The 21214-nt window shown below is 70.5% G+C and carries 18 protein-coding genes and 1 pseudogene; 10 read left to right on the forward strand and 9 right to left on the reverse strand.

Features of this window, described 5'->3' with window-relative positions; all coding sequences use genetic code 11:
* Positions 1–171: 171 nt before the first annotated feature.
* Positions 172–1575 carry a Si-specific NAD(P)(+) transhydrogenase gene (gene sthA / locus KCH48_RS03330; protein WP_210570227.1) on the reverse strand — a complete coding sequence of 468 codons (1404 nt, stop codon included), beginning with the start codon at positions 1573–1575 and terminating at the stop codon, positions 172–174.
* A 146-nt stretch (positions 1576–1721) separates the two neighbouring features.
* Here sthA and KCH48_RS03335 point away from each other — a divergent pair, with 146 nt between their 5' ends.
* Positions 1722–2846 (forward strand): sulfite oxidase, encoded by a 1125-nt coding sequence (locus tag KCH48_RS03335; protein WP_210570228.1) that lies wholly within the window; start codon positions 1722–1724, stop codon positions 2844–2846.
* A gap of 76 nt (positions 2847–2922) precedes the next feature.
* On the opposite strand, the gene KCH48_RS03340 is transcribed toward KCH48_RS03335, so the two are convergent.
* A complete protein-coding gene (locus KCH48_RS03340; protein WP_210570229.1) occupies positions 2923–3126 on the reverse strand; it encodes a hypothetical protein in 204 nt (67 codons plus the stop codon).
* Between the two features lie 157 nt (positions 3127–3283).
* Entirely contained in the window at positions 3284–4474 is a 1191-nt protein-coding gene (locus KCH48_RS03345) for a glycoside hydrolase family 64 protein (RefSeq protein ID WP_210570230.1), read from the reverse strand.
* Positions 4475–4811: 337 nt separating this feature from the next.
* Between KCH48_RS03345 and KCH48_RS03350 the strand changes: the two genes are divergently transcribed.
* Positions 4812–5708 carry a GNAT family N-acetyltransferase gene (locus KCH48_RS03350; protein WP_210570232.1) on the forward strand — a complete coding sequence of 299 codons (897 nt, stop codon included), beginning with the start codon at positions 4812–4814 and terminating at the stop codon, positions 5706–5708.
* 83 nt (positions 5709–5791) lie between these two features.
* Here the strand turns inward: KCH48_RS03350 and KCH48_RS03355 are convergent, their stop codons facing one another.
* Complete coding sequence (locus tag KCH48_RS03355) at positions 5792–6664, reverse strand: Gfo/Idh/MocA family protein (RefSeq protein ID WP_210570233.1); 873 nt, start codon at positions 6662–6664, stop codon at positions 5792–5794.
* Between the two features lie 215 nt (positions 6665–6879).
* Here KCH48_RS03355 and KCH48_RS03360 point away from each other — a divergent pair, with 215 nt between their 5' ends.
* The 3 genes and pseudogenes from KCH48_RS03360 to KCH48_RS43360 form a co-directional block, all read left to right on the forward strand.
* Positions 6880–7737, forward strand: coding sequence for an aldo/keto reductase (locus tag KCH48_RS03360; protein ID WP_210570234.1), 858 nt, complete (start codon positions 6880–6882; stop codon positions 7735–7737).
* 176 nt (positions 7738–7913) lie between these two features.
* Positions 7914–8150: a hypothetical protein gene (locus KCH48_RS41940; protein WP_246884698.1), complete on the forward strand. Its 237-nt coding sequence runs from the start codon at positions 7914–7916 to the stop codon at positions 8148–8150.
* Between the two features lie 539 nt (positions 8151–8689).
* A pseudogene (locus KCH48_RS43360) lies at positions 8690–8755 on the forward strand (hypothetical protein); the annotation flags it as partial.
* A gap of 234 nt (positions 8756–8989) precedes the next feature.
* Here KCH48_RS43360 and couO read toward each other — a convergent pair.
* Genes couO through KCH48_RS03390 form a run of 4 tightly spaced genes read right to left on the reverse strand, consistent with a single transcriptional unit; the run spans position 8990 to position 14522 of the window.
* Positions 8990–9856 (reverse strand): 4-hydroxyphenyl-beta-ketoacyl-CoA hydrolase, encoded by an 867-nt coding sequence (gene couO, locus KCH48_RS03375; protein WP_210570235.1) that lies wholly within the window; start codon positions 9854–9856, stop codon positions 8990–8992.
* A 42-nt stretch (positions 9857–9898) separates the two neighbouring features.
* Positions 9899–11866: an acetoacetate--CoA ligase gene (locus KCH48_RS03380; RefSeq protein WP_210570236.1), complete on the reverse strand. Its 1968-nt coding sequence runs from the start codon at positions 11864–11866 to the stop codon at positions 9899–9901.
* Positions 11863–13164: an aspartate aminotransferase family protein gene (locus KCH48_RS03385; protein WP_210570237.1), complete on the reverse strand. Its 1302-nt coding sequence runs from the start codon at positions 13162–13164 to the stop codon at positions 11863–11865. Before KCH48_RS03385 ends, KCH48_RS03380 begins: the two co-directional genes overlap by 4 nt.
* Positions 13161–14522 carry an aminotransferase class III-fold pyridoxal phosphate-dependent enzyme gene (locus tag KCH48_RS03390; RefSeq protein ID WP_210570244.1) on the reverse strand — a complete coding sequence of 454 codons (1362 nt, stop codon included), beginning with the start codon at positions 14520–14522 and terminating at the stop codon, positions 13161–13163. The genes KCH48_RS03385 and KCH48_RS03390 overlap by 4 nt, the downstream gene beginning before the upstream one ends.
* A 273-nt stretch (positions 14523–14795) precedes the next feature.
* Between KCH48_RS03390 and KCH48_RS03395 the strand changes: the two genes are divergently transcribed.
* The 5 genes from KCH48_RS03395 (at position 14796) to KCH48_RS03415 (ending at position 20200) form a co-directional block, all read left to right on the forward strand.
* Positions 14796–16112, forward strand: coding sequence for an MFS transporter (locus KCH48_RS03395; RefSeq protein ID WP_307840783.1), 1317 nt, complete (start codon positions 14796–14798; stop codon positions 16110–16112).
* Positions 16109–17137, forward strand: a complete 1029-nt coding sequence (locus KCH48_RS03400; protein WP_210570248.1) for a phosphotriesterase — start codon at positions 16109–16111, stop codon at positions 17135–17137. Before KCH48_RS03395 ends, KCH48_RS03400 begins: the two co-directional genes overlap by 4 nt.
* Entirely contained in the window at positions 17134–18111 is a 978-nt protein-coding gene (locus KCH48_RS03405) for a phosphotriesterase (protein ID WP_210570249.1), read from the forward strand. The genes KCH48_RS03400 and KCH48_RS03405 overlap by 4 nt, the downstream gene beginning before the upstream one ends.
* Before the next feature lie 59 nt (positions 18112–18170).
* Positions 18171–18887, forward strand: coding sequence for a TetR/AcrR family transcriptional regulator C-terminal domain-containing protein (locus KCH48_RS03410; RefSeq protein ID WP_210570250.1), 717 nt, complete (start codon positions 18171–18173; stop codon positions 18885–18887).
* A gap of 494 nt (positions 18888–19381) precedes the next feature.
* Positions 19382–20200, forward strand: a complete 819-nt coding sequence (locus tag KCH48_RS03415) for an SAM-dependent methyltransferase (RefSeq protein WP_210570251.1) — start codon at positions 19382–19384, stop codon at positions 20198–20200.
* Between the two features lie 21 nt (positions 20201–20221).
* Here KCH48_RS03415 and KCH48_RS03420 read toward each other — a convergent pair whose 3' ends face one another.
* The gene (locus KCH48_RS03420; protein WP_210570252.1) at positions 20222–21142 is read right to left on the reverse strand and encodes a helix-turn-helix transcriptional regulator; all 921 of its coding nucleotides are present in this window, start codon (positions 21140–21142) and stop codon (positions 20222–20224) included.
* Positions 21143–21214 lie beyond the last annotated feature (72 nt).

Genomic DNA, 21214 nt, shown 5'->3' on the forward strand with positions numbered 1-21214 from the left:
TGAACCCGCCGCGCACCGGCGAGGGTTGACTCACCGGCACGGACGGCACAAGGGGGGCGGCGGATACCGGCAGCGTTGTGTCGGCAGATGGTCACGCCTTGTGTGCACGTGATGATAGCCCTACCCGACGACCACTCAAGTCGCGTGTCTGAATCGGTATTCGGGCCGGTGTCAGTCCCCGATCCGGTCGATCTGCCGCAGCTTGTTGGTGGCGTCCAGGGCGGCGACCTTGTACGACTCCGCGAGCGTCGGATAGTTGAACACCGCGTCGACCAGATAGTCCACGGTGCCGCCGCAGCCCATCACGGACTGCCCGATGTGAATCAGTTCGGTGGCCCCGGCGCCGAAGCAGTGCACTCCCAGCAGGGAGCGGTCCTCGGGGGACACCAGCAGTTTCAGCATGCCGTGCGAGTCGCCGACGATCTGCCCGCGGGCCAGCTCCCGGTAACGGGCGACACCGACCTCGAACGGCACGGAGTCCTCGGTGAGTTGGTCCTCGGTCCGCCCGACGAAGCTGATCTCCGGGATGGTGTAGATGCCGATCGGCTGAAGGTTGTGCATCCGGCCCACCGGCTCCCCGCACGCGTGATACGCCGCCGCGCGCCCCTGCTCCATCGACGTGGCGGCCAGCGCCGGAAAGCCGATGACGTCGCCGACGGCGTAGATGTGCGGAACCTCCGTGCGGTAGTGCTCGTCGACCTTGATCCGGCCGCGCGGATCGGCGGTCAGGCCCGCCTTGTCGAGGTCGAGTTCATCGGTGAGGCCCTGCCGGCCGGCCGAGTACATCACCGTGTCGGCGGGGATCTTCTTGCCGCTCTCCAGAATGGTCAGCGTGCCGCGCGGATGACGCTCCACGGCTGCGACGGTCTCGCCGAAGCGGAACGTGACCGCGAGGTCCCGCAGGTGGTACTTGAGCGACTCGATGATCTCGACGTCGCACATGTCAAGCATCGCGGCACGCTTCTCGACGACGGTGACCTTGCTGCCGAGCGCGGCGAACATGGAGGCGTACTCCATGCCGATGACTCCGGCGCCGACGATGACCATGGAGCGCGGTACGCGTTCGAGGGTGAGGACGTTGTCCGAGTCCATGATCGTCCGGCCGTCGAACTCGACGCTGTCCGGCCGCGCGGGCCGGGTGCCGGTCGCGATCACGATGTGCTCCGCGCTGATCAGCCGCTCATGGCCGGTGACCTCGCGCAGGGCCACGGTGTGGTCGTCGATGAAGTGGCCGGTGCCGGCGTACAGGGCGATGTGGTTGCGGGAGAGCTGGTTGCGGATGACGTCGACCTCGCGGCTGACCACGTGCTGGGTGCGGGCGGTCAGGTCGGCGACGGTGATGTCCTCCTTCAGCCGGTAGCTCTGCCCGTACAGATCGCGCTGGGTGAGCCCGGTGAGATAAAGCACCGCCTCGCGCAGCGTCTTGGAGGGGATGGTGCCGGTATGGATGGAGACCCCACCGACCATGTCGGGGCGGTCGACTACGGCGACCCGGCGGCCGAGCTTGGCCGCGGCGATCGCGGCCTTCTGGCCACCCGGACCGGATCCGATGACAAGCATGTCGAAGTCTGGCACCTCCGGAGTCTGTCAGCCGGGCGACCTCCCGCGAAAGAGTGAACCGGCAACCACCTGGTCGGGAGGGGCCACCGCAAGTCCCCGAGGCCGATGGGAAGTTGCGCCCGCCGCTGCGCCATCCGACCTCCCGGCGCGATAATGCCCCCATGGGCCATCGACTCGACGACGCGAGCGCACCCGCCCGGCTGGCCGGCCCCGACGAGGGCATCGGCCAGGACGAGCTGGCCCTCGCCACCCGCAACCACGGACTGCCGCTCGAGGCGCTGCGCTACGACATCACGCCGCCGGGCCTGCACTACGTCCTCACGCACTACGACATCCCGTACGTCCCCCAGGACGAGCCCTGGACCCTGACCATCGGCGGCCTGGTCGACCGCCCGCTCCGTCTCGACCTCGCCCACCTCCGGTCGTTTCCCCCGGTCACCACCCGCGTCACGCTGGAGTGCGCGGGCAACGGCCGCGCCCTGCTGACCCCCCGGCCGGTGAGCCAGCCCTGGCTCGTCGAGGCGGTCGGCACCGCCGACTGGACCGGCGTACCGCTGCGGCTGCTGCTCGCGGAGGCGGGCCTCGCCTCCGACGCGGTCGACGTGGTCTTCACCGGCGCCGACCACGGCGTGGAGCGCGGCGTCGAGCAGGACTACCGGCGCGCGCTGCCCGTGGACGTGGCGACGGGCGCCGAGCCCGAGGTGCTGGTGGCGTACGCGATGAACGGCGCACCGCTGCCACCGCAGCACGGCAGCCCGCTGCGCCTCGTCGTGCCCGGCTGGTACGGGATGGCGCACGTGAAGTGGCTGCGCGAGATCACCGCCATCGACACACCGTTCACCGGCTTCCAGCAGGCCGTCGCCTACCGGCTCAGGCAGCACCCCGGGGACGAGGGCGAGCCGGTCACCCGCATCGCACCCCGCGCCCTGCTGGTCCCGCCCGGCTTCCCGGACTTCATGTCCAGGACCCGCATCGTCCGGCCGGGCCCGGTCACCATCGAGGGCCGCGCATGGTCCGGCCAGGCCCCGGTCACCCGCGCCGAGGTCAGCACCGACGCCGGACACACCTGGCACCCGGCCGAGCTGACACCGGACGACGGACACCGCTGGGCCTGGCGCCGCTGGCACTTCACCTGGACGGCAACCCCCGGCGAGCACGTCCTCAGCGCCCGAGCCACCGACATCGAGGGCCACACCCAGCCGCTCGAGACCCCCTGGAACCGCGGCGGCTTCGCCAACAACCTGGTCCAGCGGGTACCGGTGCTGTGCGTATCGGCGGATGCGTAGCGCCCCCATAGGGGCGCGGGGAACTGCGCGACCAGCCACGACGGACCCGCAGATAACCTACGGCCGCCGCGGAGCGCTACGGCAACATCTTGTCCAGCGCGGCCGGCCCCTCCTCCGCCAGCTTCCGCTTGGCCCACTCCATATTGCGCGGCGTGATGTCCTTGCCGGAGGCAAGCACCAGGTCCTCCGGCGACACATCCGTGCCGGTGCGGGCGTGGAGCAGGTCGTCCGGGGTGGCGCGGTCCTCGGACGGCCCCGACGCTGACTGTGACGTCGTCATGATCTCGCTCCTCGGGTCCGGGTCGCTGCTTCGGCCCCGCTGCGTTCATCGGGTCCACTATCACCATCGATCGCGGAGGCCCGCCCTGCATCCGGAAGCGCCGACGGATGTGACCCGAGGGCCCGGAGAAGCGCATGTGACGCCCGGTGCGCCGCCCCTAGAACGGCGTCAGCGTCAGCCGCACACCCGTGGGCGCCGTGTCCTGGATGTACGACGCGAAGTCGGCGACGTCGTCGAAGGCGAAGCCGTACGCCTTGCCGTCCTCGGTGGCCGCGTGCATCGCCTTGGCGTAGTGGTTGGTGAGGCCGGTCGTGTAGAAGGCCGCGGGATCGGTGACCGGCTGGGCCGCGGTGGAGACCAACGTCGAGCGGTTGAAGCCGGCGCCGAGGACGGCGGCGACGGGACCGGTCGTGCCGTCGTTGGGCGCGGCGAGGCTGCCGTCGCAGAAGAGCACGTCCCGGGTCGACGGCTTGGCGAAGGAGACGGCCGCGGGCCCCTCGAAGGTGAGCTGGTCGCCGCGGACCCGCCCGGTGAAGGTGCCCGCGTTGGTGGTGACCTTGAGGTCCCGCCCGGCGTACGTGCTCCACACCTCGTCGATGTACGGGGCGAGGTAGTCGTCCGCGAACAGGCCCGCGTCCAGACCATGACCGGGCGCGATGACGCGCGTGTCGTCCACGACGAGGGAGCCGAAGCCCTCGGTCTCCCGGACGGCGGCGAAGGCGGCCGCACGGCCTCCGTCGCGCAGCGTGCCGGTCGTCTGGTCCTTGGCGCCGGTCAGTTGGATGCTCAGCGGGACGCTGAACATGTCGACCATGGTCGTGTTGCAGAACATGCCGGCCGCGTTGTACGTGAACTCGGCACAGTCGTGCAGCACCGGGTAGTTGGGGTCCGACTCGACCCAGCCCGCCGGGTACTGCAGCGCGGCGTTGCCGTTGCCGTCCGTGACCGCCTTGAGCTTGAGCTTCTCACCCAGGGACACATAGATACGGCCCGACATGTACGGCAGGTTGAGCCGGGTCTCGCCGCTGCCGGCCAGGCTGATCGCGTAGTCGGTGAAACCGTCGGCGCCGTTGTCCGAGGCGGCGATCGGTGCGAGCGTGCCGTCGGGCGTGACGCGGACCTGCTTGCCGTCCTGGTTTCCGACGATGTAGACGTGGACGGAGGCGTTGTCGAAGGAACCGCTGTTGTTGACGAGCGTCAGCGGAAGGGCGCCGTCCGCCGCCTTCGTGGTGTTTCCGGCGAGGGCGTGGGGGGCGATCGCGGCGACGCCGGGCGCGGCCACCGCCGCTCCCGCGAGAGCGACAAGGAACCTGCGACGGCCGAGGGTGCGCTGGTGACGGGGTGTCATGTGGGGCTGTCTCCCGTGTAGTTGACGAAGATCTGAGAGCGCTCTCAGTCGCATCCCTTTTACCTCTGGGCACTTGGGAAGTCGATGGGCGGCACGATCGTTTAACCCATGGATAAGGCGCGCTTAAGTGATCTCGCAGGGGGAGCCGGTCGTGCGAAAAGGCGATGGACAGGGGCAGTTGGGCTCCCGTACCGTGTGACGCCCACGCCCCGAGTTGGCCGGAAGGAGGCGAGTGCCGTGCAGTCCACCACCACCCCGCGCTCCCTTTCCGTTGCCCCGGCGTGCTTCATGTGACCGACCGGGAGCGCTCCCCGCAGCATGCATCCCGGAGGAATCCGTGACCGACCTGGTCATTCGTACGCTCGACGTGAGCGACGCCCATCTTTTCGACATGGCCCCCGACCCGCTGGGCGCCCGCGAGGCCCACCGGCTCACCCACCACCGCCCCGACTGGAAGCGGGTGGCCCTGCGCGACGGCACCGTCGTCGCCCGCGCGGCCTGGTGGGGCGGCCCCGACGACACCGAGCCGCTCACCGTCAACTGGTTCGACGTGGCCGACGGCGAGGAGGAAGCCGGAGCCGAACTCCTGCGCACCGCGCCCTGGCAGGTCGAGGAACTGGAGTTCAACCTCCCCGGCGGCTGGCGCGACACGCCTCAGCTGAGGGCGGCTGCCGAGGCCCGCTTCACGGCCGTACGAGCCGCCGGTTTCGAGCTGCTCGTGGAGCGCTTCCTGTACCGCTGGACCCCGGAATGCGGGCTGCCCGAGCGACCCGGACGCCTGCTCTTCGAGCCGGAGCCGGACGACGCGGTCTTCTACGACGCACTCCGCCGCATCCACTCCGTCACCCTCGACGCCCACGCCCGAGCCGCCATCGACTCAGGCGGCGTCGACCAGGCGGCCCAGGAGGAACTCGACTTCTTCCACTGGTGCCCCTCACCCCGGGAATGGTGGCAGGTGGCCCGCACGCGCGCGGGCGATCCGGTCGGCATCCACATCCCGGCCCACAACCCGTCCGGCCCCTGCATCGGCTTCATCGGCGTCCTGCCCGAACAACGCGGACACGGCTACGCCTACGACCTGCTCGTAGAGTGCACGCGTTTCCTCGCCGAACAGGGCGCCGAGTTCATCTCCGCAGCAACGGACCAAGGCAACTTCCCGATGGCGGCGCACTTCGCCAAGGCCGGTTATCCAGTGGTGCGGGAACGGATCAACTTCCGGGCGATCCAGATGTAGGCCCGGATCCCCGCGCCCCGAAGGGGCGCGGGGAACTGCGCGACCAGCCACAACGGACCCGCAGACGAAGCACACCGCACCGCCTAGCGCAATTCCCGCTCGGCCGCCGCCAGGATCTCCGTGACCCGCAGCGCGAACCCGGCGTCGCACGCGTGCGGTTCTTCCCCGCGGGCAGCGCTGCGCAGCGCGTCCGCGGCCCGCGTCAGCGCGGCCACCGCCCCCTCCGTACCCTCCGGCAGCAGCGTCACCCCGGCCTCGCCCCGCAGCTCGACCTCGGCCCCGCCCGCCGCGGGCGGGGCCGTGAGGCTCAGCGTCAGCGTGCTCGACGCGCCGCCGGCGTGCTCGAGGACGAGATGCGCGGTGTCCCCGGGACCGGACGCCGCGGCCGCCACACGTCGTACGTCGCCCAGTACCGGCAGCAGGACGGACAGGGCGTGCGGGCCGACGTCCCACAGCGCGCCCTTCTCCCGCCGCCACGGCGTGGCGAAGGGGCTGTCGCTGGTGAACACCGAACCCAGCCACTGGGCCCGTGCCGTGAACCAGCCCCCGCGCTCCGCCTGCTCGGTGATCCATGCCTCCGTACGGGTCTGGAACCGGGTGGTGAAGAAGACCACCGAGGCGACACCGGCCTCCCGCACGGCCTCGACGACCGCCCGCCCCTCCTCGACCGTCAGCGCGAGGGGCTTGTCCAGCAGCAGATGGCACCCGGCCCGTGCGGCCCGCGCGGCGAGCCCCGCCTGGACGTCCGGAGGCAGGGCGACCGCGACGGCGTCCACATCGGCGAGCAGGGCGTCGACATCGTCGTACGAACGTGTCCCGTGCCGTTCGGCCAGTTCCTTGGCGGCCTCCGGACGACGGCCCCACACGCCCGCGAAGTCCAGGTCGGGGTGGTCGCTGAGGGCGGGTGCGTGAGCCATCTGTGCCCAGGGGCCGGTGCCGAGCAGTCCTATGCGCATGCCGTCGCCTTTCCGCGATGCCGAGCCGGGTGCCGGGCGAGCCTCGCACATGGACCCGGCCAGGGAGCAACCCGGTCGACGCAAAGACGCACGCGAGCGCGGATTGAGTCGCTCGTGTGCTGAATGCGTTCTCTTTCTTCTATTGGACTGCTGGCGGCAGGCCAGCGAGGCTAGGGGGTGATCTACCAACGACAGCCGAAAGAGGTCACGACCACATGCACACTCGCCGCATCGGTGACGTCGACGTCAGCGCGATCGGCCTGGGCGGTATGCCCATGTCGATCGAGGGGCGGCCGGACGAGGCCCGGTCCCTCGCGACCATCCACGCCGCGCTCGACGCCGGCGTGACCCTGATCGACACGGCGGACGCCTACCACCTGCACGCCGACGAGGTCGGCCACAACGAGACGCTGATCGCCAAGGCCCTCGCCTCCCACGAGCGGGGAGCGGACGTCCTGGTCGCCACCAAGGGTGGTCATCTGCGTCCCGGCGACGGCAGCTGGACCCTGGACGGCAGCCCCGAGCACATCAAGGCGGCCTGCGACGCGTCCCTGCGCCGGCTCGGCGTGGACGCCATCGGCCTCTACCAGTTCCACCGCCCCGACCCGCGCGTGCCCTACGCCGAGTCCGTCGGCGCGGTGCGCGACCTGCTGGACGACGGCAAGATCCGCATGGCGGGGATCTCCAACGCCGACCCGGACCAGATCAAGCAGGCGAACGAGATCCTCGGCGGACGCCTGGTCTCCGTACAGAACCAGTTCTCCCCGGCCTTCCGCTCCAGCGAGCCGGAGCTGCGCCTGTGCGACGAACTCGGCATCGCGTTCCTGCCCTGGAGCCCGCTCGGCGGCATCGCCCGCTCCGGTGAACTCGGCTCCGTCCACGCGCCGTTCGCCCGCATCGCCGAGGCCCACGGCGTGAGCCCGCAGCGCGTCTGCCTGGCCTGGATGCTCGCCAAGTCGCCGGTCGTCGTACCGATCCCGGGCGCAAGCCGGCCGGAGACCATCCGTGACTCCTGCGAGGCGGCGGATCTGGTGCTCACCCCCGAGGAGATCGCCGAGCTGGACGCCGCCTGAGCCGACGCGGCTTCCGCCATCAGGCCGGGGTACTGGCCCCGGCCCCCACCTGCACCCAGCGTCTGGCCCTGCGGTGGCTGACCAGGCGCCCCGCCCAGCGCATCGCCCTGGACACCGTCCCCGGATCCCTGCGGTTCTGCGCCGCCGTCGTCGCACTCGTCAGCCTGCTCGCCGGATTGTTCGCCATGAGCCACGGCGTCCCCGCCGACGTCGGGCTGCCGGCGATGCTGCTCGCGCCGCTGCTCGCCGAGCATCTGCCCGGCCGCTTGGACGCCCGGGCCCGCGAGCACGTCCGCAGCGTCGAAGGCGCCAGCGCCTGCCGCTACCTGCAGCGCCTCGCCGCCTTGCACACTTCGCTCGTCCAGGCCGCTGCTGTCAGCCTTCCGGGAGCTCGTCCAGGGCTTCGTGGGTGAGGGGGCGGCGGCCGGAGCCGAGATCGGACAAGACGGTGGAGACGATGCCCATGGAGGGCCACCGCATCGCGGTGACAGCGCGTTCGGTCCCAGCTCGCCATCGGGCTCAGATCGAGATCGACTGCGACGGCCACCGCGGGCGACCTCCCCAGACGCGTCCGTCCTGCCCGAGATCGGCCGCACCCTGCACAGCGCGGGCTGCCTGGACGGCGACTCGCCCACGCCGGTGAGTCCTACTTCGCCTACACCGCCAAAGAAGAGCGCCGAGGGGCCAGCCCCAGACCCAGGGCGGTTTCAATGTCCGGTGATCACGTGAGTCTGCAGGTCGCGACGGTATGACGATGCGTGGTCGGCGCGGTCCGTACGCAACGAAATCATCCCGGGCTCTGGCGGGCCCGCCCCGTGGCCGGGAAAATTCGGGGTGGTGTCCGTCCGGAGGACGTCGATGGAGCTTGGTGCCGAGGTCTTGAGCCCGAAACGAAGTCGGACGCGGGGGCCGTGCGATTCGCCACCGCCGCCACCTCGCCTCCTGGGCGGGGATATGCTCGGGCAACAACGAGTCCGCCGGGAAACGACTGTCCGGCCGAACAACCCGCCACGGCGACACCTGGCTCAAGATCGCTTTGTACATGGCCGGTTCAAGCGCCGCCCGGATGAATGGCACCTACCTCGGCGCCCAGTTTCGAAGGCCGGTGCCGCACCGCGGCGTGAAACGGGCGGCCGTCGCGCTCGACCGGGAACGGATCGCCGCCGCGGGCCACTCGCCCGTCCTCGACGGCGACGACACGCCTGCGCGGACACTGGCCGTGCTGGACGGAACTGGCCGGGCGCTTCCGCTACTACTCCCAGCCCAGTACCCGTGCCGCGTTGTTCTTGAGGATCAAGGGTCGTACATCGTCCTTGATCGCCAGCCCGGTGAAGTCGGCCATCCAGCGGTCGGGAGTGATAACGGGGAAGTCCGAGCCGAACAGCACCTTGTGTTTGAGGAAGCTGTCGGCGGCGCGTATGAGCTGGGGCGGGAAGTACTTCGGTGACCAGCCCGACAGGTCGATGTAGACGTTGGCCTTGTGGGTGGCGATGGAGATCGCGGCGTCCTGCCAGGGCACCGAGGGATGTGCCATGACGATGGTCAGGTCGGGGAAGTCGGCGGCGACGTCGTCGAGGAGCATCGGGTCGGAGTGGCGCAGCTTGATGCCTCGCCCGCCGGGCAGACCGGCGCCGATGCCGGTCTGGCCGGTGTGGAACAGGGCTGGGACGCCGAGTTCGGCGAGGGCTTCGTAGAGCGGGTAGTGACGGACATCATTGGGCTGGAAGGCCTGCAGGCTGGGGTGGAACTTGAAGCCGCGAACGCCGTGTTCGGTGACGAGCCGCCGGGCACGGGTGATCGCGGCCTGTCCGGCGTGCGGGTCGACCGACCCGAAGGGGATGAGTACGTCGGGATGTTCGGCGGCCTGGTCGGCGATCTCCTCGCTGGAGAGGGCCGGATGGCCGGTTGCGGCGGTGGCGTCGACCGTGAACACGACTGCGGCCATGCGCCTTGCGCGGTAGTGCTCGGCGATATGGGTGAGGGTGGGCGTGCGGTTCTCGGAAGATTTGAAGTAGGACGCCGAGGCGTCCATGAGCTCGTCGTCGAGTGAGTAGCAGCCGTGGGCGTCCTGTTCGACGTGGACGTGGACATCGATGGCGTCCAGTGTGGTGAGTTCCATGCTGTCTTCTCCGGGTACGGGTGGTCGCCGTGGGCTGTCGCGTCAGTGCGCGGAGCGCTGGGCGGCCAGAGCGGTGAATGTGTCCAGCCCTGTCGGTTCGGCCAGGGTGTCCCGGTCCACGACGTCGGCCGGAGCGGCTCCCAACAGGATCTTCTTCGCGGGCAGTTCCAGTTTCTTGCCGGTGCGGTTCCGCGGGACGACCGGCACGGCGGTGATGCGGTCGGGCACATGGCGCGGGGAGAGGGCGTCTCGCAGCGCTGTCGTGATCCGTCGTCGCAGAGCGTCGTCCAGTTCGGCGCCCTGGCGCGGTACGACGAAAAGGAGCAGTTCGCCGGGGCCGCCGGCGGGGTCCTCCAGGTGGACGACCAGGCTGTCGTCGACTTCGGGCAGCTCTTCGACGACGCGGTAGAACTCCGCCGTTCCCAGGCGCACCCCGCCGCGATTGAGTGTGGCGTCGGAGCGTCCGGCCACCGTGCAACTGCCCGTCGCCTCGCTGAAGCGCACCCAGTCCCCATGTCGCCACACTCCGGGGTAGGTGTCGAAGTAGGCGGCCCGGTAGCGGGAGCCGTCAGTGTCGCCCCAGAAGCCGACGGGCATCGAGGGCATGGGCCGGGTGATGACCAGTTCGCCGAGCTCGTCTGTCACCTCGTTGCCCTGCTCGTCGTACGCGGTGGCAGCGACGCCGAGGCAGGGGCCGGAGATCTCTCCCGCCCGGACCGGCTGGAGTGGGCCGCCCTGCAGGATTCCCGTGCACACGTCGGTGCCGCCGCTGCCTACGTTGAGCAGCACGCGGGGGCCGAACTGCTCGCGCACCCAGTGGAATCCCTCGGGTGGCAGCGGACTTCCCGCAGCGCCGATCTGGCGCAGCCGGGACAGGTCGTGGTCCCGCGCGGGGGTCAGGCCCTCCTTGCGGCAGGCCATCAGGAATCCGGGGCTGGCGCCCATGAGGGTGGCACCGGTCTCCTCGGCCAGCCGCCACTGCCAGTCCAGGCCGGGGTGCAGCGGGTTGCCGTCGATCAGCACGATGGAGGCGCCCACGAGCAGCCCGGAGACCAGCGAGTTCCACATCATCCACGCGGTGGTGGTGAACCACAGGATGCGGTCGCCGGGGCGGAGGTCCCAGCTCAGGGAATGGTTTTTCAGATGCTCCAGCAGGATCCCGCCGTGGCCGTGGACTATCGGTTTGGGTTTGCCCGTGGTGCCGGAGGAGAACAGCACGCACAGCGGGTGGGCGAAGGGGACGGGGTCGAAGCCGGGGTCGGCGGGTGCGGCGAGCAGGTCCGCCCAGGCGACCGTGTCGGTGAGTTCCCCGGGCCCGTACGGTACGTGGACGGTGTGGCGCAGGGTGGGCAACCCGGCGCGGACCGCGGCGAGTTCGTCGCGTCGGTCGATGTCCTTCACGCCGTAGCGGTATCCGGCGGTGGCCAGAAGGATGGTGGGCTCGATCTGAGCGAACCGGTCGATGACGCCGCGGGCGCCGAATTCCGGTGCGCAGCTTGCCCAGATGGCACCCAGGCTCGCGGTCGCCAGGAACGCCACGAGGGTTTCGGGGATGTTCGGCAGGTAGGCGACGACGCGGTCACCCCTTCCGACACCGAGGCGGCGCAGACCGGCGCGGGCGCGGGCGACCTGGTCGGCCAGTTGCCGCCAGGTCAGCTCCATGGGTCCGCGGGTCTGCGAACGCGCCAGCACCGCCGCGTCGTCGGGCGCGGCTCCCGCCGGCCGTAGGGCGTGCTCGGCATAGTTGAGCGTCGCGCCGGGAAACCATTCGGCGCCGGGCATGTCCCGTCGGCCGAGTACCCGGTCGTAGCGAGTGTGCGTACGGACGCCGAAGTGGTCCCAGATCGACGACCAGAAGCCTTCGAGGTCCGTGACCGACCAGTGGTGCAGGTCGTGGTAGCCGGTGAAGGCAAGATCCCGGGTGCGCTCCAGCCAGGTGAGGTAGTCACCGATCGCGGTGGCGCGGCGCACGTCGGGAGCCGGTTCACGCAACAGCTCGGGCTCGTTCATGGGGTGACCTCCGCCTCCGCGAGCCGCTGGAAGGCGTGGGCGTACGCCCGTGCGGCGCGGTCGAGGTCGTTCGTGCCCAGCGCGGTCGACAGGTTGATCATTCCTCGCGGAGTCGTGTAGACGCCGTCGAGGAGCAGCGCCAGGTGCAGGGCGCTGAGCAGGGGGGTGGCGGCGGCCCTGCGGGCCTGTTCGGCGTCGACCGGCGCGGTCGGGGTGAAGTGCACGTTGAGGATGGATCCGGCGCGGGTCACCGTGGCCGGGATTCCGGCTCCGGCCGCCGCTGTGGTGATGCTGTCGGCGAGGCGGCGTGCGGCCCGGTCCAGGCGGCCGATCGCGGGGGCGTCGAGGTGCCGGAGGGTGACGGCACCGGCGGCCGCGGCGGTGAGGTGGCCGTTGAAGGTGCCGGAGTGCGCCAGGCCGCGGTCGGTACTCGCGGCGGTCAGTCTCAGCAGTTCCTCGCTTCCGCCGATCGCGCCGATCGGCATGCCCCCTCCGATGACCTTGCCCATCACGGTCAGGTCTGGGCGGAGTCCGAGCCGGGTCTGCTCGCCGCCGACTGCGTTGCGCAGCGACTGCACCTCGTCCAGGACGAACAGGGCCCCGCGCGCCCGGGCCAGGTCGGCGACGGACCGCAGAAAGTCCGGGCGGCCCGGGATCACGCCGCCAGCGCCCAGGAAGGGCTCGGCGAACACCGCGGCGACGTCCTCGGTGAGCGCCTCTCGTGCGGCGTCGACGTCGTTGTAGGGGACGGTGACGACTTCGGGGCCGTCGGGCAGCAGCGGGGGTGCGCTGCCGTGGTAGGCGCCGTCGAACAGCAGCAGCCGCCCGCGCCCGGTGGCGCGCTGGGCGAGTCGCGCGGCCAGGACCGATGCCTCGGTCCCGGAGTTGGTGAACCGTACCCGCTGCACCGACGGGAGGCGGGCGGCGAGCAACTCCGCGAGTTCCACCTGGAGTTCGTGCGGGCTGGGGAAGACCGCGCCCGAGGCCAGCACCTCCGCGGCCGCCGCCGTGGCCGGTGGGTAGGCGTTGCCGTGGATGAGCGAGGTGTAGTTGTTGACCAGGTCCAGGTACTCGGTGCCGTCGACATCGGTCAGCCGCGAGCCATGGCCCTCGGCGAGGATGACCGGGTACGGCGGGTAGTAGGTGACGAACCGGGTCTCGCCTCCAGGCAGCACCGCGGCGGCCCGACGGAAGGCGCTCGCCGACCCGGGGGTGCGGGCGCGGTACTCGGCGAGCAGGGGCCGCAGCCCGGCGGTGTCGCGGGCCGGGCGTGGACGGTCGGCAGGCAGTGTCGTCATGCGGTGGGGGCCCTCTTCCCGCTCAGGGTGGTCAGTGCGGCGTCGAGGAGTTCGAGCAGCAGATCGATCTCCTCGGGGGTTGTGGTCAGTGGAGGGGCTACCAGGACGGCGTCGTTGACCCCGCCGGTCGCCGGGTAGACGAGCAGCCCCTGGTCACGGGCGGCGAGCACGACCGCGCGGGTCAGAGAGCCGACGGGTTCGCCGGGGCTCCTGGTCGCACGGTCGCCGACCAGTTCCAGCCCCTGGAGCAGACCGAGTCCGCGGACCTCGCCGATGATCTCGTGCCGCCGGGCCAGGTCCTCAAGCCCCGCGCGCAGTTGCTTGCCGCGCACCGATGCCTTGGCCACCAGATCCCTGGACTCGATGGCCTCCAGGACGGCAAGGGCGACCGCGCTGGCGAGCGGGTTGCCGCCGTAGGTGTGCCCGTTGGTGACGGACGCGGTCCCGGCGGCGATGGTGTCGATGAAGTGCTCGCTGACCAGCACCGCCGACACGGGCGCGTATCCGGCGCCCATCCCCTTGCCCAGGACGACCATGTCGGGGTGTACGTCCCAGTGCTGCGCGGCGAGCATGGTGCCGGTGCGGCCCATGCCGGTCATGATCTCGTCGGCGATCAGCGGCAGCCCGCGCTCGCGGCACAGGCCGGCCAGTGCGGGCAGGTAGCCGTCGGGCGGTGTGATGGCGCCGCCGGCCGCGCCGCCGACGGGCTCGACCACCACGCCGGCCGCGGTGGGGCCGTGGGAGTCCAGCACCTGGCCCGCCCGCTCGGTGAGGAGCGCGGTGAACGATGCGTCGTCGCGGCCCTGGGCGTACCGGTAGGCGTAGGGCGGGGTGAGCTCGTTGAAGCCGTGCAGCAGTGCTTCGGCGGCCCAGCGGCGCTGCGGATGGCCGGACAGCGACAAGCCGCCGAGGGTGGCGCCGTGGTAGCTCACCGCGTGCGAGACGAACCGCGCCCGCTCGGGCTCACCTCGCTCCCGCCAGTACTGCAGGGTCAGCCGCAGCGCGGTCTCCACGGCCTCCGACCCGCTGTTGCAGAGAAAGACGTACGGGTAACCCGTCATCTCGCTGAGCCGGTCGGCCAGGCGTTCCGACTGCTCGCTGTGGAACGAGCCGCGGTGCGCGAAGGTGATCCGTTCCGCCTGCTCGCTCATGGCCCGCAGGATCTCCGGGTCGGCATGCCCCAGATTCGCGGTCACCGCCCCGGAGCACCCGTCGAGGTATCTGCGCCCGTCGGTGTCGTACACGAACACCCCACGCCCGTGGCTGACGGAGGGGAGGTCCTCACCGAAGTAGAACTTGATCAGTCGGCTGCCGTCGGGCCGCATAGCCGTACGGGGCGGCGAGGTGGCTGGGCGCATGCTGGGCTCCTGGATCGGGCGGGACGAGGAAGGGAGCAACCCCGGTCATGTACATCGGCCAGTATGCATTGTACGCGGGACAAGAATGAAGAGGCGGTGTTGCGGGGGTGCTACGCGGTGTTATGGCAGGCGTCGACCTATTGACTGTTGTACGTCGGACAAGCAACCCTGTCCAACGTACAGCTCTCCGTGGCTGCCCTGTCCCCCCGCTCCATCGATGCCCCCGGAGTCACCATGACGGCAACCTCCCCCTCCCCGAAAAGAACCTCTCCCGTGTCTCCCGAGAACGAGCTCCCGCCCACCGGCTCCCGCCGGGTGCTGGTCTCGGCGTACCTCGGCAGCGTCATGGAGTGGTACGACTTCCTGCTCTACGGCACGGCCTCCGCGCTCGTGTTCAACAAGCTCTTCTTCCCCGAACTCAGCTCGGCTGCCGGCACTCTCGCCTCGTTCGGGACACTGGCCGTCGGCTACGTAGCCCGCCCTCTCGGCGGCATCCTCTTCGGACACTTCGGCGACCGCCTCGGCCGCAAGAGCATGCTGGTGACGAGCATCCTGTTGATGGGCGTGGCAACCACCCTGATCGGGCTGCTGCCCACGCACAACACCATCGGTATCTGGGCCCCGACCCTGTTGGTGCTGCTGCGCCTCGTGCAGGGAGTCGCCGTCGGCGGCGAGTGGGGCGGCGCGGTACTGATGACCGTCGAGCACTCCGGAAAGGGGCGGCGCGGGCTCTGGAGCAGCGTGGCGCAGATGGGAGCGCCCACCGGTCTGCTGCTGTCGACCTTCGTCTTCTCGCTGGCCAACAGGCTGCCCGAGTCGGCCTTCATGTCCTGGGGCTGGCGAGTGCCGTTCCTGATGACCGTCGTCCTGGCCACCGTGGGTCTGTGGATCCGCCTCGGAGTGTCCGAGACCCCCGCCTTCGAGGCCGCGCAGTCGGAGCTGGCCGCGAAGCGGGAACGGGGCGAGCGGACCCGCCCGCCGATCGTCGAACTGCTACGCACGCAGCCCAAGGATCTGCTGCTGGCGTCGCTCATCGGGTTCGGCCCGTTCGCGGCCAACTCGGTGCTGATCACCTTTGTGATCTCGTACGCCACCCAGGTCGGGCACAGCCGTTCCACCGCCCTGGACGGCCTCATGGTCGCCTCGGCGGTCTCCCTGGTCTGTCTGCCGCTGGCCGCCGCGCTGTCCGACCGGGTGGGCCGCCGCCCGGTCTACTTCGCCGGCGCGGTACTGCTCGGCCTCAACTCCTTCCTGCTCTTCCCGCTGGTGAACGCGGACTCCACCCCGCTGTTCCTCCTGGGGTACGCGCTCGCGCTGGGCCTGCACTCCCTGATGTACGGGCCGATGGGCGCCTTCCTGGCCGAGCTGTTCGGTACCGGAACGCGCTATACCGGGGCCTCGTTGGGCTACCAGATCGCCTCCGTGGCGGGCGGTGCGCTGGCTCCGATCGCCGCGACCAGCCTGCTGGCCGCGGGCGGCGGAGCGCCCAACGCCGTGTACGTGTCCTGGTTCATGGCGGGCACCTGCGCCGTGACCGCGCTGGCCGTCCTGCTGACCCGGGAGACCCACAAGACCGAACTGGGCGCATGAGCGGCGTCGTCCACACCGTACTCGGGCCGGTCGCTCCCGACCGGCTCGGGCACGTCCAGCCGCACGAACACCTGCTCGCCGATCTCAGCCGTTACGCACCGGACGACGCCGTCGACGAGCCCCTCACCCCCGCCAACTACTTCGCCGTGCGAGTGGACCGGAACAACCGGCGGGACATGGTGCTGGACGAGGTGGACACCGCCGTCGACGAACTGGCCCTCTACCGCGAGGCCGGCGGCGGCACCGTGGTGGACGCCACTCCGGTGGGCCTGGGCCGCGACCCGGCAGGGCTGCGCGAGATCTCCCGCCGCTCCGGTGTCCACGTGGTGATGGGCAGCGGCTACTACGTCGCCGCGTTCCACCCGCCCCAGGTCGCCGCCCTCTCCCGCGATGCCATCACCCGGCAGATCACCGGCGACATCGAGGAGGGCGCCGATGACACGGGTATCCGCGCCGGTGTCATCGGTGAGATCGGCATGTCGTGGCCCGCGCACCCGGACGAGGTGAAGGTCCTCCAAGGGGCCGCCCAGGCGCAGGCTGCGACCGGCGCCGCCCTGCTGATCCACCCCGGACGGCACCCCGAGGCCCCACTGCTGCACCTGCGCCAAGCCGTCGACGCGGGCGCCGACCCCACGCGAACCGTCCTGTGCCATGTGGACCGCACACTCTTCGAACCCGACGAGATGCTCGCGCTCGCCGACACCGGCTGCGTACTCGAATTCGACCTCTTCGGCACCGAGTCCAGCTACTACCCGCCCGATCCCACGGTCGATCTGCCGAACGACGGAATGCGGGTCCGCCACATCGCCGCGCTCGTCGCGGCCGGGCACGGCGACCGCATCACCATCGCCGAGGACGTCTGCCGCCGCACCCAGCTGACCCGCTACGGCGGCGAGGGGTACGCCCATATCCTGCGCCGCGTACTGCCGTTGATGTCGGCGCGCGGCATCGGTCCCGAGGACATCGCCCGGATCACCCGGACCACCCCTGCCCGCCTCCTCACCCTCCCCGGAAGGACCGCATGACCAGCACGGTGTCCACCGCTCGCGGCCTGGTGGCCCGCCAGGAACTGGGTACGGTTCTGCCCCACGAGCACCTGTTCATCAACCTGATGCGGGAGCGGCGCGCCGATGGGCTCATCGCCGACGAGGCCACCGTCACCGAGGAGTTGAACGTCTTCACCGCCTTGGGCGGCGGCACCGTCGTCGACCTGACCACCGCCGAGCTGACCCCCGGCGCCGCCCCGGACGCCGGGGCTTCTCCGCCCCCGCCCGGTGCCAGCCGGGACCCGGCCAACGTCCTCGCCGTACAAAGGGTCGCCGAAGCCACCGGACTGCATGTGGTGCTCGGGACAGGGCACTACCGCGACCCGTTCCTGGACCGGGACTGGTTCGACCGTCACGGAGCCGACGCCATCGCCGAGGAGATCGTCCGCGATCTCACCGAGGGCTTCCCCGGCACCGGGGGAGTCCGCGCCGGGATCATCGGCGAGGTGGGCTGCGACAAGTGGTACATCTCCGCGGCCGAGGAGCGCTCGCTGCGCGCGGCCGCCCGCGCGCAGCGAGCGAGCGGAGTGGCCGTTCACACCCATGCGGCCCGTTGGCCGGTCGGCCTGCCGCAGTTGGACCTGCTCACCTCCGAGGGAGCCGACCCGGCGCGCGTCGCCATCGGCCACTGCGACACGGTGACCGCCCCCGGCTACGCCGAACAGATCGCCCGCCGTGGCGCGTACGTCGGCGTCGACACGATCAACACCGACCATGCCGGCGAGGTGGACCGCCGGGTACGGATGGTGCTGGATCTCGTGCGGGCCGGGTACATCGACAACATCCTGCTCTCCCACGACGTATGTCTGATCTCGCAGCTCCGCGCCCACGGTGGGGGCGGGTACGGATTCGTCCACACCCGATTTCGCGAGCAGCTGCTGGCGGCCGGACTCGACGCGGGCGAGTTCGAACACATCACGACGGCGAACCCGGCCCGCCTGCTGTGCTCCTGACCTGAGCCCGCGGGCTAACGTATCTCCGTTCGCAGCAACCGTGGAGAGAGGGACAACCGATGGGCGAGAGCAGCGGCCGTCGCGGGGGCAGGCAGGCGGCCCGCAATCCGCTGTCGCGTGCGGAGGTGATCGACGCGGCTCTTCGCTATGTGGACCTGCACGGCCTGGACGCGCTCACCATGCGGGCGCTCGCCAAGGAAATGGGGGTCTACCCCACGGCGCTGTACTGGCACACCGGCACCAAGGCACAGCTCGTGGCGGCCGTCTCGGCACGGGTGCTGGAGGACATCGTGCTCCCCGCCGACCACGGCATGGCCTGGGACGAGTGGCTGACCGAGGTCGCCCGGCTGTGTCGGCAGGCGATGCACCGGCACCCTAACCTCGCCCCGATCCTGGGCTCCCAGTTGGTGGTGAGCACCACCGCGGTCCCGTTCGCGGAGCGCGTGGTGGGTGTGCTGGAGCGAGCCGGCTTCTCGGGGCGGGACTTGGTCGAGGTGTACAACGCGGTGGTCGGATTCGTGCTCGGCTGGGTGACCCTTGAGCTCTCCAGCGTGCCGGCGGATGTGGAGGAGGGCTGGCAGAAGGAATACGCGGCCCAGCTACGGACGGTGAACCCGAACGCTTTCCCGGCCCTGACCCGCAATCTCAGTCTGCTGGAGAACAACGCGTTCCTGGTCCGCTGGGACTCCGGCAGGGACCGGCCCATGGACGGCAGCTTCGAGACCACACTGGAACTGCTGCTCCTGGGGTTGCACGCCAAGCTCACCGCACAGTGATGAGGCGAGCGAGCCTTCGCGGTGAGCGAGCACACCGACACCTCCGGATCCCGGGCGCGACCACGTAGTCACCCGGTTCCTGTCGTCCTCGGCCTACGACGACGCCCACCACGAGGGCGACGTGGGCGCCGATCAGTGGGATGACGTCGTGGCGGCGTCCGCGACCGTACCGCCCGGGACCCGCGCGCAGCACATCTTTCGTACGTCGTTCTCTGGGGGTGGGCTGGGTGTGGTGTGACGTGGGGCGAGGGAGGTTCGTTGAGCCCTTGGGACTCGTTCGCGGCGGGGTGCCTCTATGTCTTTCGTCAAGCGAGGCGTGGGGTTCTGGGTTCGTAGAAGGTGCCGTCGCGGAGCACCGGTCACCACGGCGTTCACCAAGTCCTCCATCCGGAGGGCCGGTTCGCCGATGGGCTGGTCGCGCGGGTCGCCGGGTCCCTAGGATGTATCCCCAGTCAGGCCAGTCCAGTTGGCGCGGCAACGAGGCCGGGGGAACGATGCACACCGACAAGCAGCTGTCCACGTCGATCGACGCCGATGTGCCGACCGCCGCCCGGATGTACGACCACTACCTGGGCGGCAAGGACAACTACGCCGCCGACCGCGCGGCCTGCGCGGAACTCGACAAGGTCGTGCCCAGCACCCGCCGGCTCGCCGTCAACAACCGGCGCTTCCTCCAGCGCGTCGTCCGGACGCTCGCCGAGGACTACGGAATCCGCCAGTTCCTCGACCACGGATCCGGCCTGCCCACCCAGGACAACGTGCACCAGGTCGCCCAGCGCGTGCACCCCGACTCCCACGTGGTCTACGTCGACAACGACCCCATGGTGCTGGTCCACGGCCGGGCCCTGCTGGAGCAGGACGAGCGTACGGCCGTCATCCACGCGGACATGCGCGAGACCGACGCGATCTTCGCGCACCCCGACACCCGGCGCCTGATCGACTTCTCCCAGCCGGTCGCCGTGCTCTTCAACTCGGTGATGCACTGCATCCCGGACAGCGACACGGACGGCCCCCTCGCCGTGGTCCGCCGCGTGGCCGCACGGCTGGCGCCCGGCAGTTTCATGGTCATGTGCCAGCTGGTCAGCGAGGACCCCGAAGTGCGCGCCTTCGTCACGGACTTCATGGACAAGGCCACCCAGGGCCACTGGGGCCGGGTGCGGCAGGAGAAGGACGTCGCCGCGCTCTTCGAAGGACTGGAGATCCTCGAACCGGGCCTCGTCGAGGTGTCCACTTGGCGGCCCGACACCGAGGTGGCGCCCCGTCAGCTCACCCACGAGTGGATCGAGTTCGGCGGCGTCGGCCGCCTCCCCTGAGGCTGAACGGGTCCTGGGCTGTCAGGCCTGGGAATACCGCTGTTCCATCGTCTCGCGCAGCCGCTCCAGCGACGCGCGAGGCGTGAGCGCCTCGTCGGCAAGCCGGTCCAGGGCGAGCCGGTACTCCTCCGTCTCGTCCTGGTCCTCCAGGAAGTTGGCGCTCTTGATGTGCTCCAGATAGACGACGTCGGGCAGATCGAGACCGCCGAAGCGCAGATATGTGATCGGTATGGCCGGCGCCGACGCGTTCGTCACGTCCAGCGGCACGATCTGCACGGTCACGTTCGACCGCTGAGCCATCTCGACCAGATGCGCCAGCTGCTCGCGCATGACGTCCACGCTGCCCAGGACCCGCAGCAGCACCGATTCGTCGATCACCGCCCACAGTTGCGGAGCATCCGCCCGCAGCAACAACTCCGTCCGCCGCGTGCGCAGTTCGACCCGGCGCCGTACCTCGGCGGCGGGCGCGGTCGGCAGACCCCGCCGCACCACGGCCCGGGTGTACTCCGGAGTCTGCAGCAGACCCGGGACGTACTGGATCTCGAAGGTGCGGATCGCGGCCGCCGCCTCCTGCAGCCCCACCAGCCGGTCGAACCACTCGGGCATCAGGCGCTTGTCGTAGCGCTGCCACCAGCCCGGCTCACCGGCCCGGTGCAGCAGCTTCAGCAGCACCGACGCCTCGTAGTCGTCCGTGCCGTACAGCTCCAGCAGCGCGCGGACGTCACTCTCCGCCGGGGGACGGCGGCCCTTGCCCGCCTCGATGCGGGAGAGCTTGGCGGGACTGAAGCCCAGGGCGCGTGCCGCCTGGTCCTGGGCGAGTCCGGCGTCCTCACGGAAGCCCGCCAGCTGCACACCGACCAGCATTTTCAGCAGAGTCGGCGCGGGCTCGGGCCGGTCGAGATAGGGTTCGAGCAGGGAGAGGCGATGCGACTCTGCTGACATCCTGACTCCCGCGGACCGGCATGAGGGTGACTCACCTTATCGCAACGGGCATACCTGCCGCATGCCCGTCGC

The organism is Streptomyces sp. GESEQ-4 (genome assembly GCF_017948455.1).
Classification (GTDB): Bacteria; Actinomycetota; Actinomycetes; order Streptomycetales; family Streptomycetaceae; genus Streptomyces.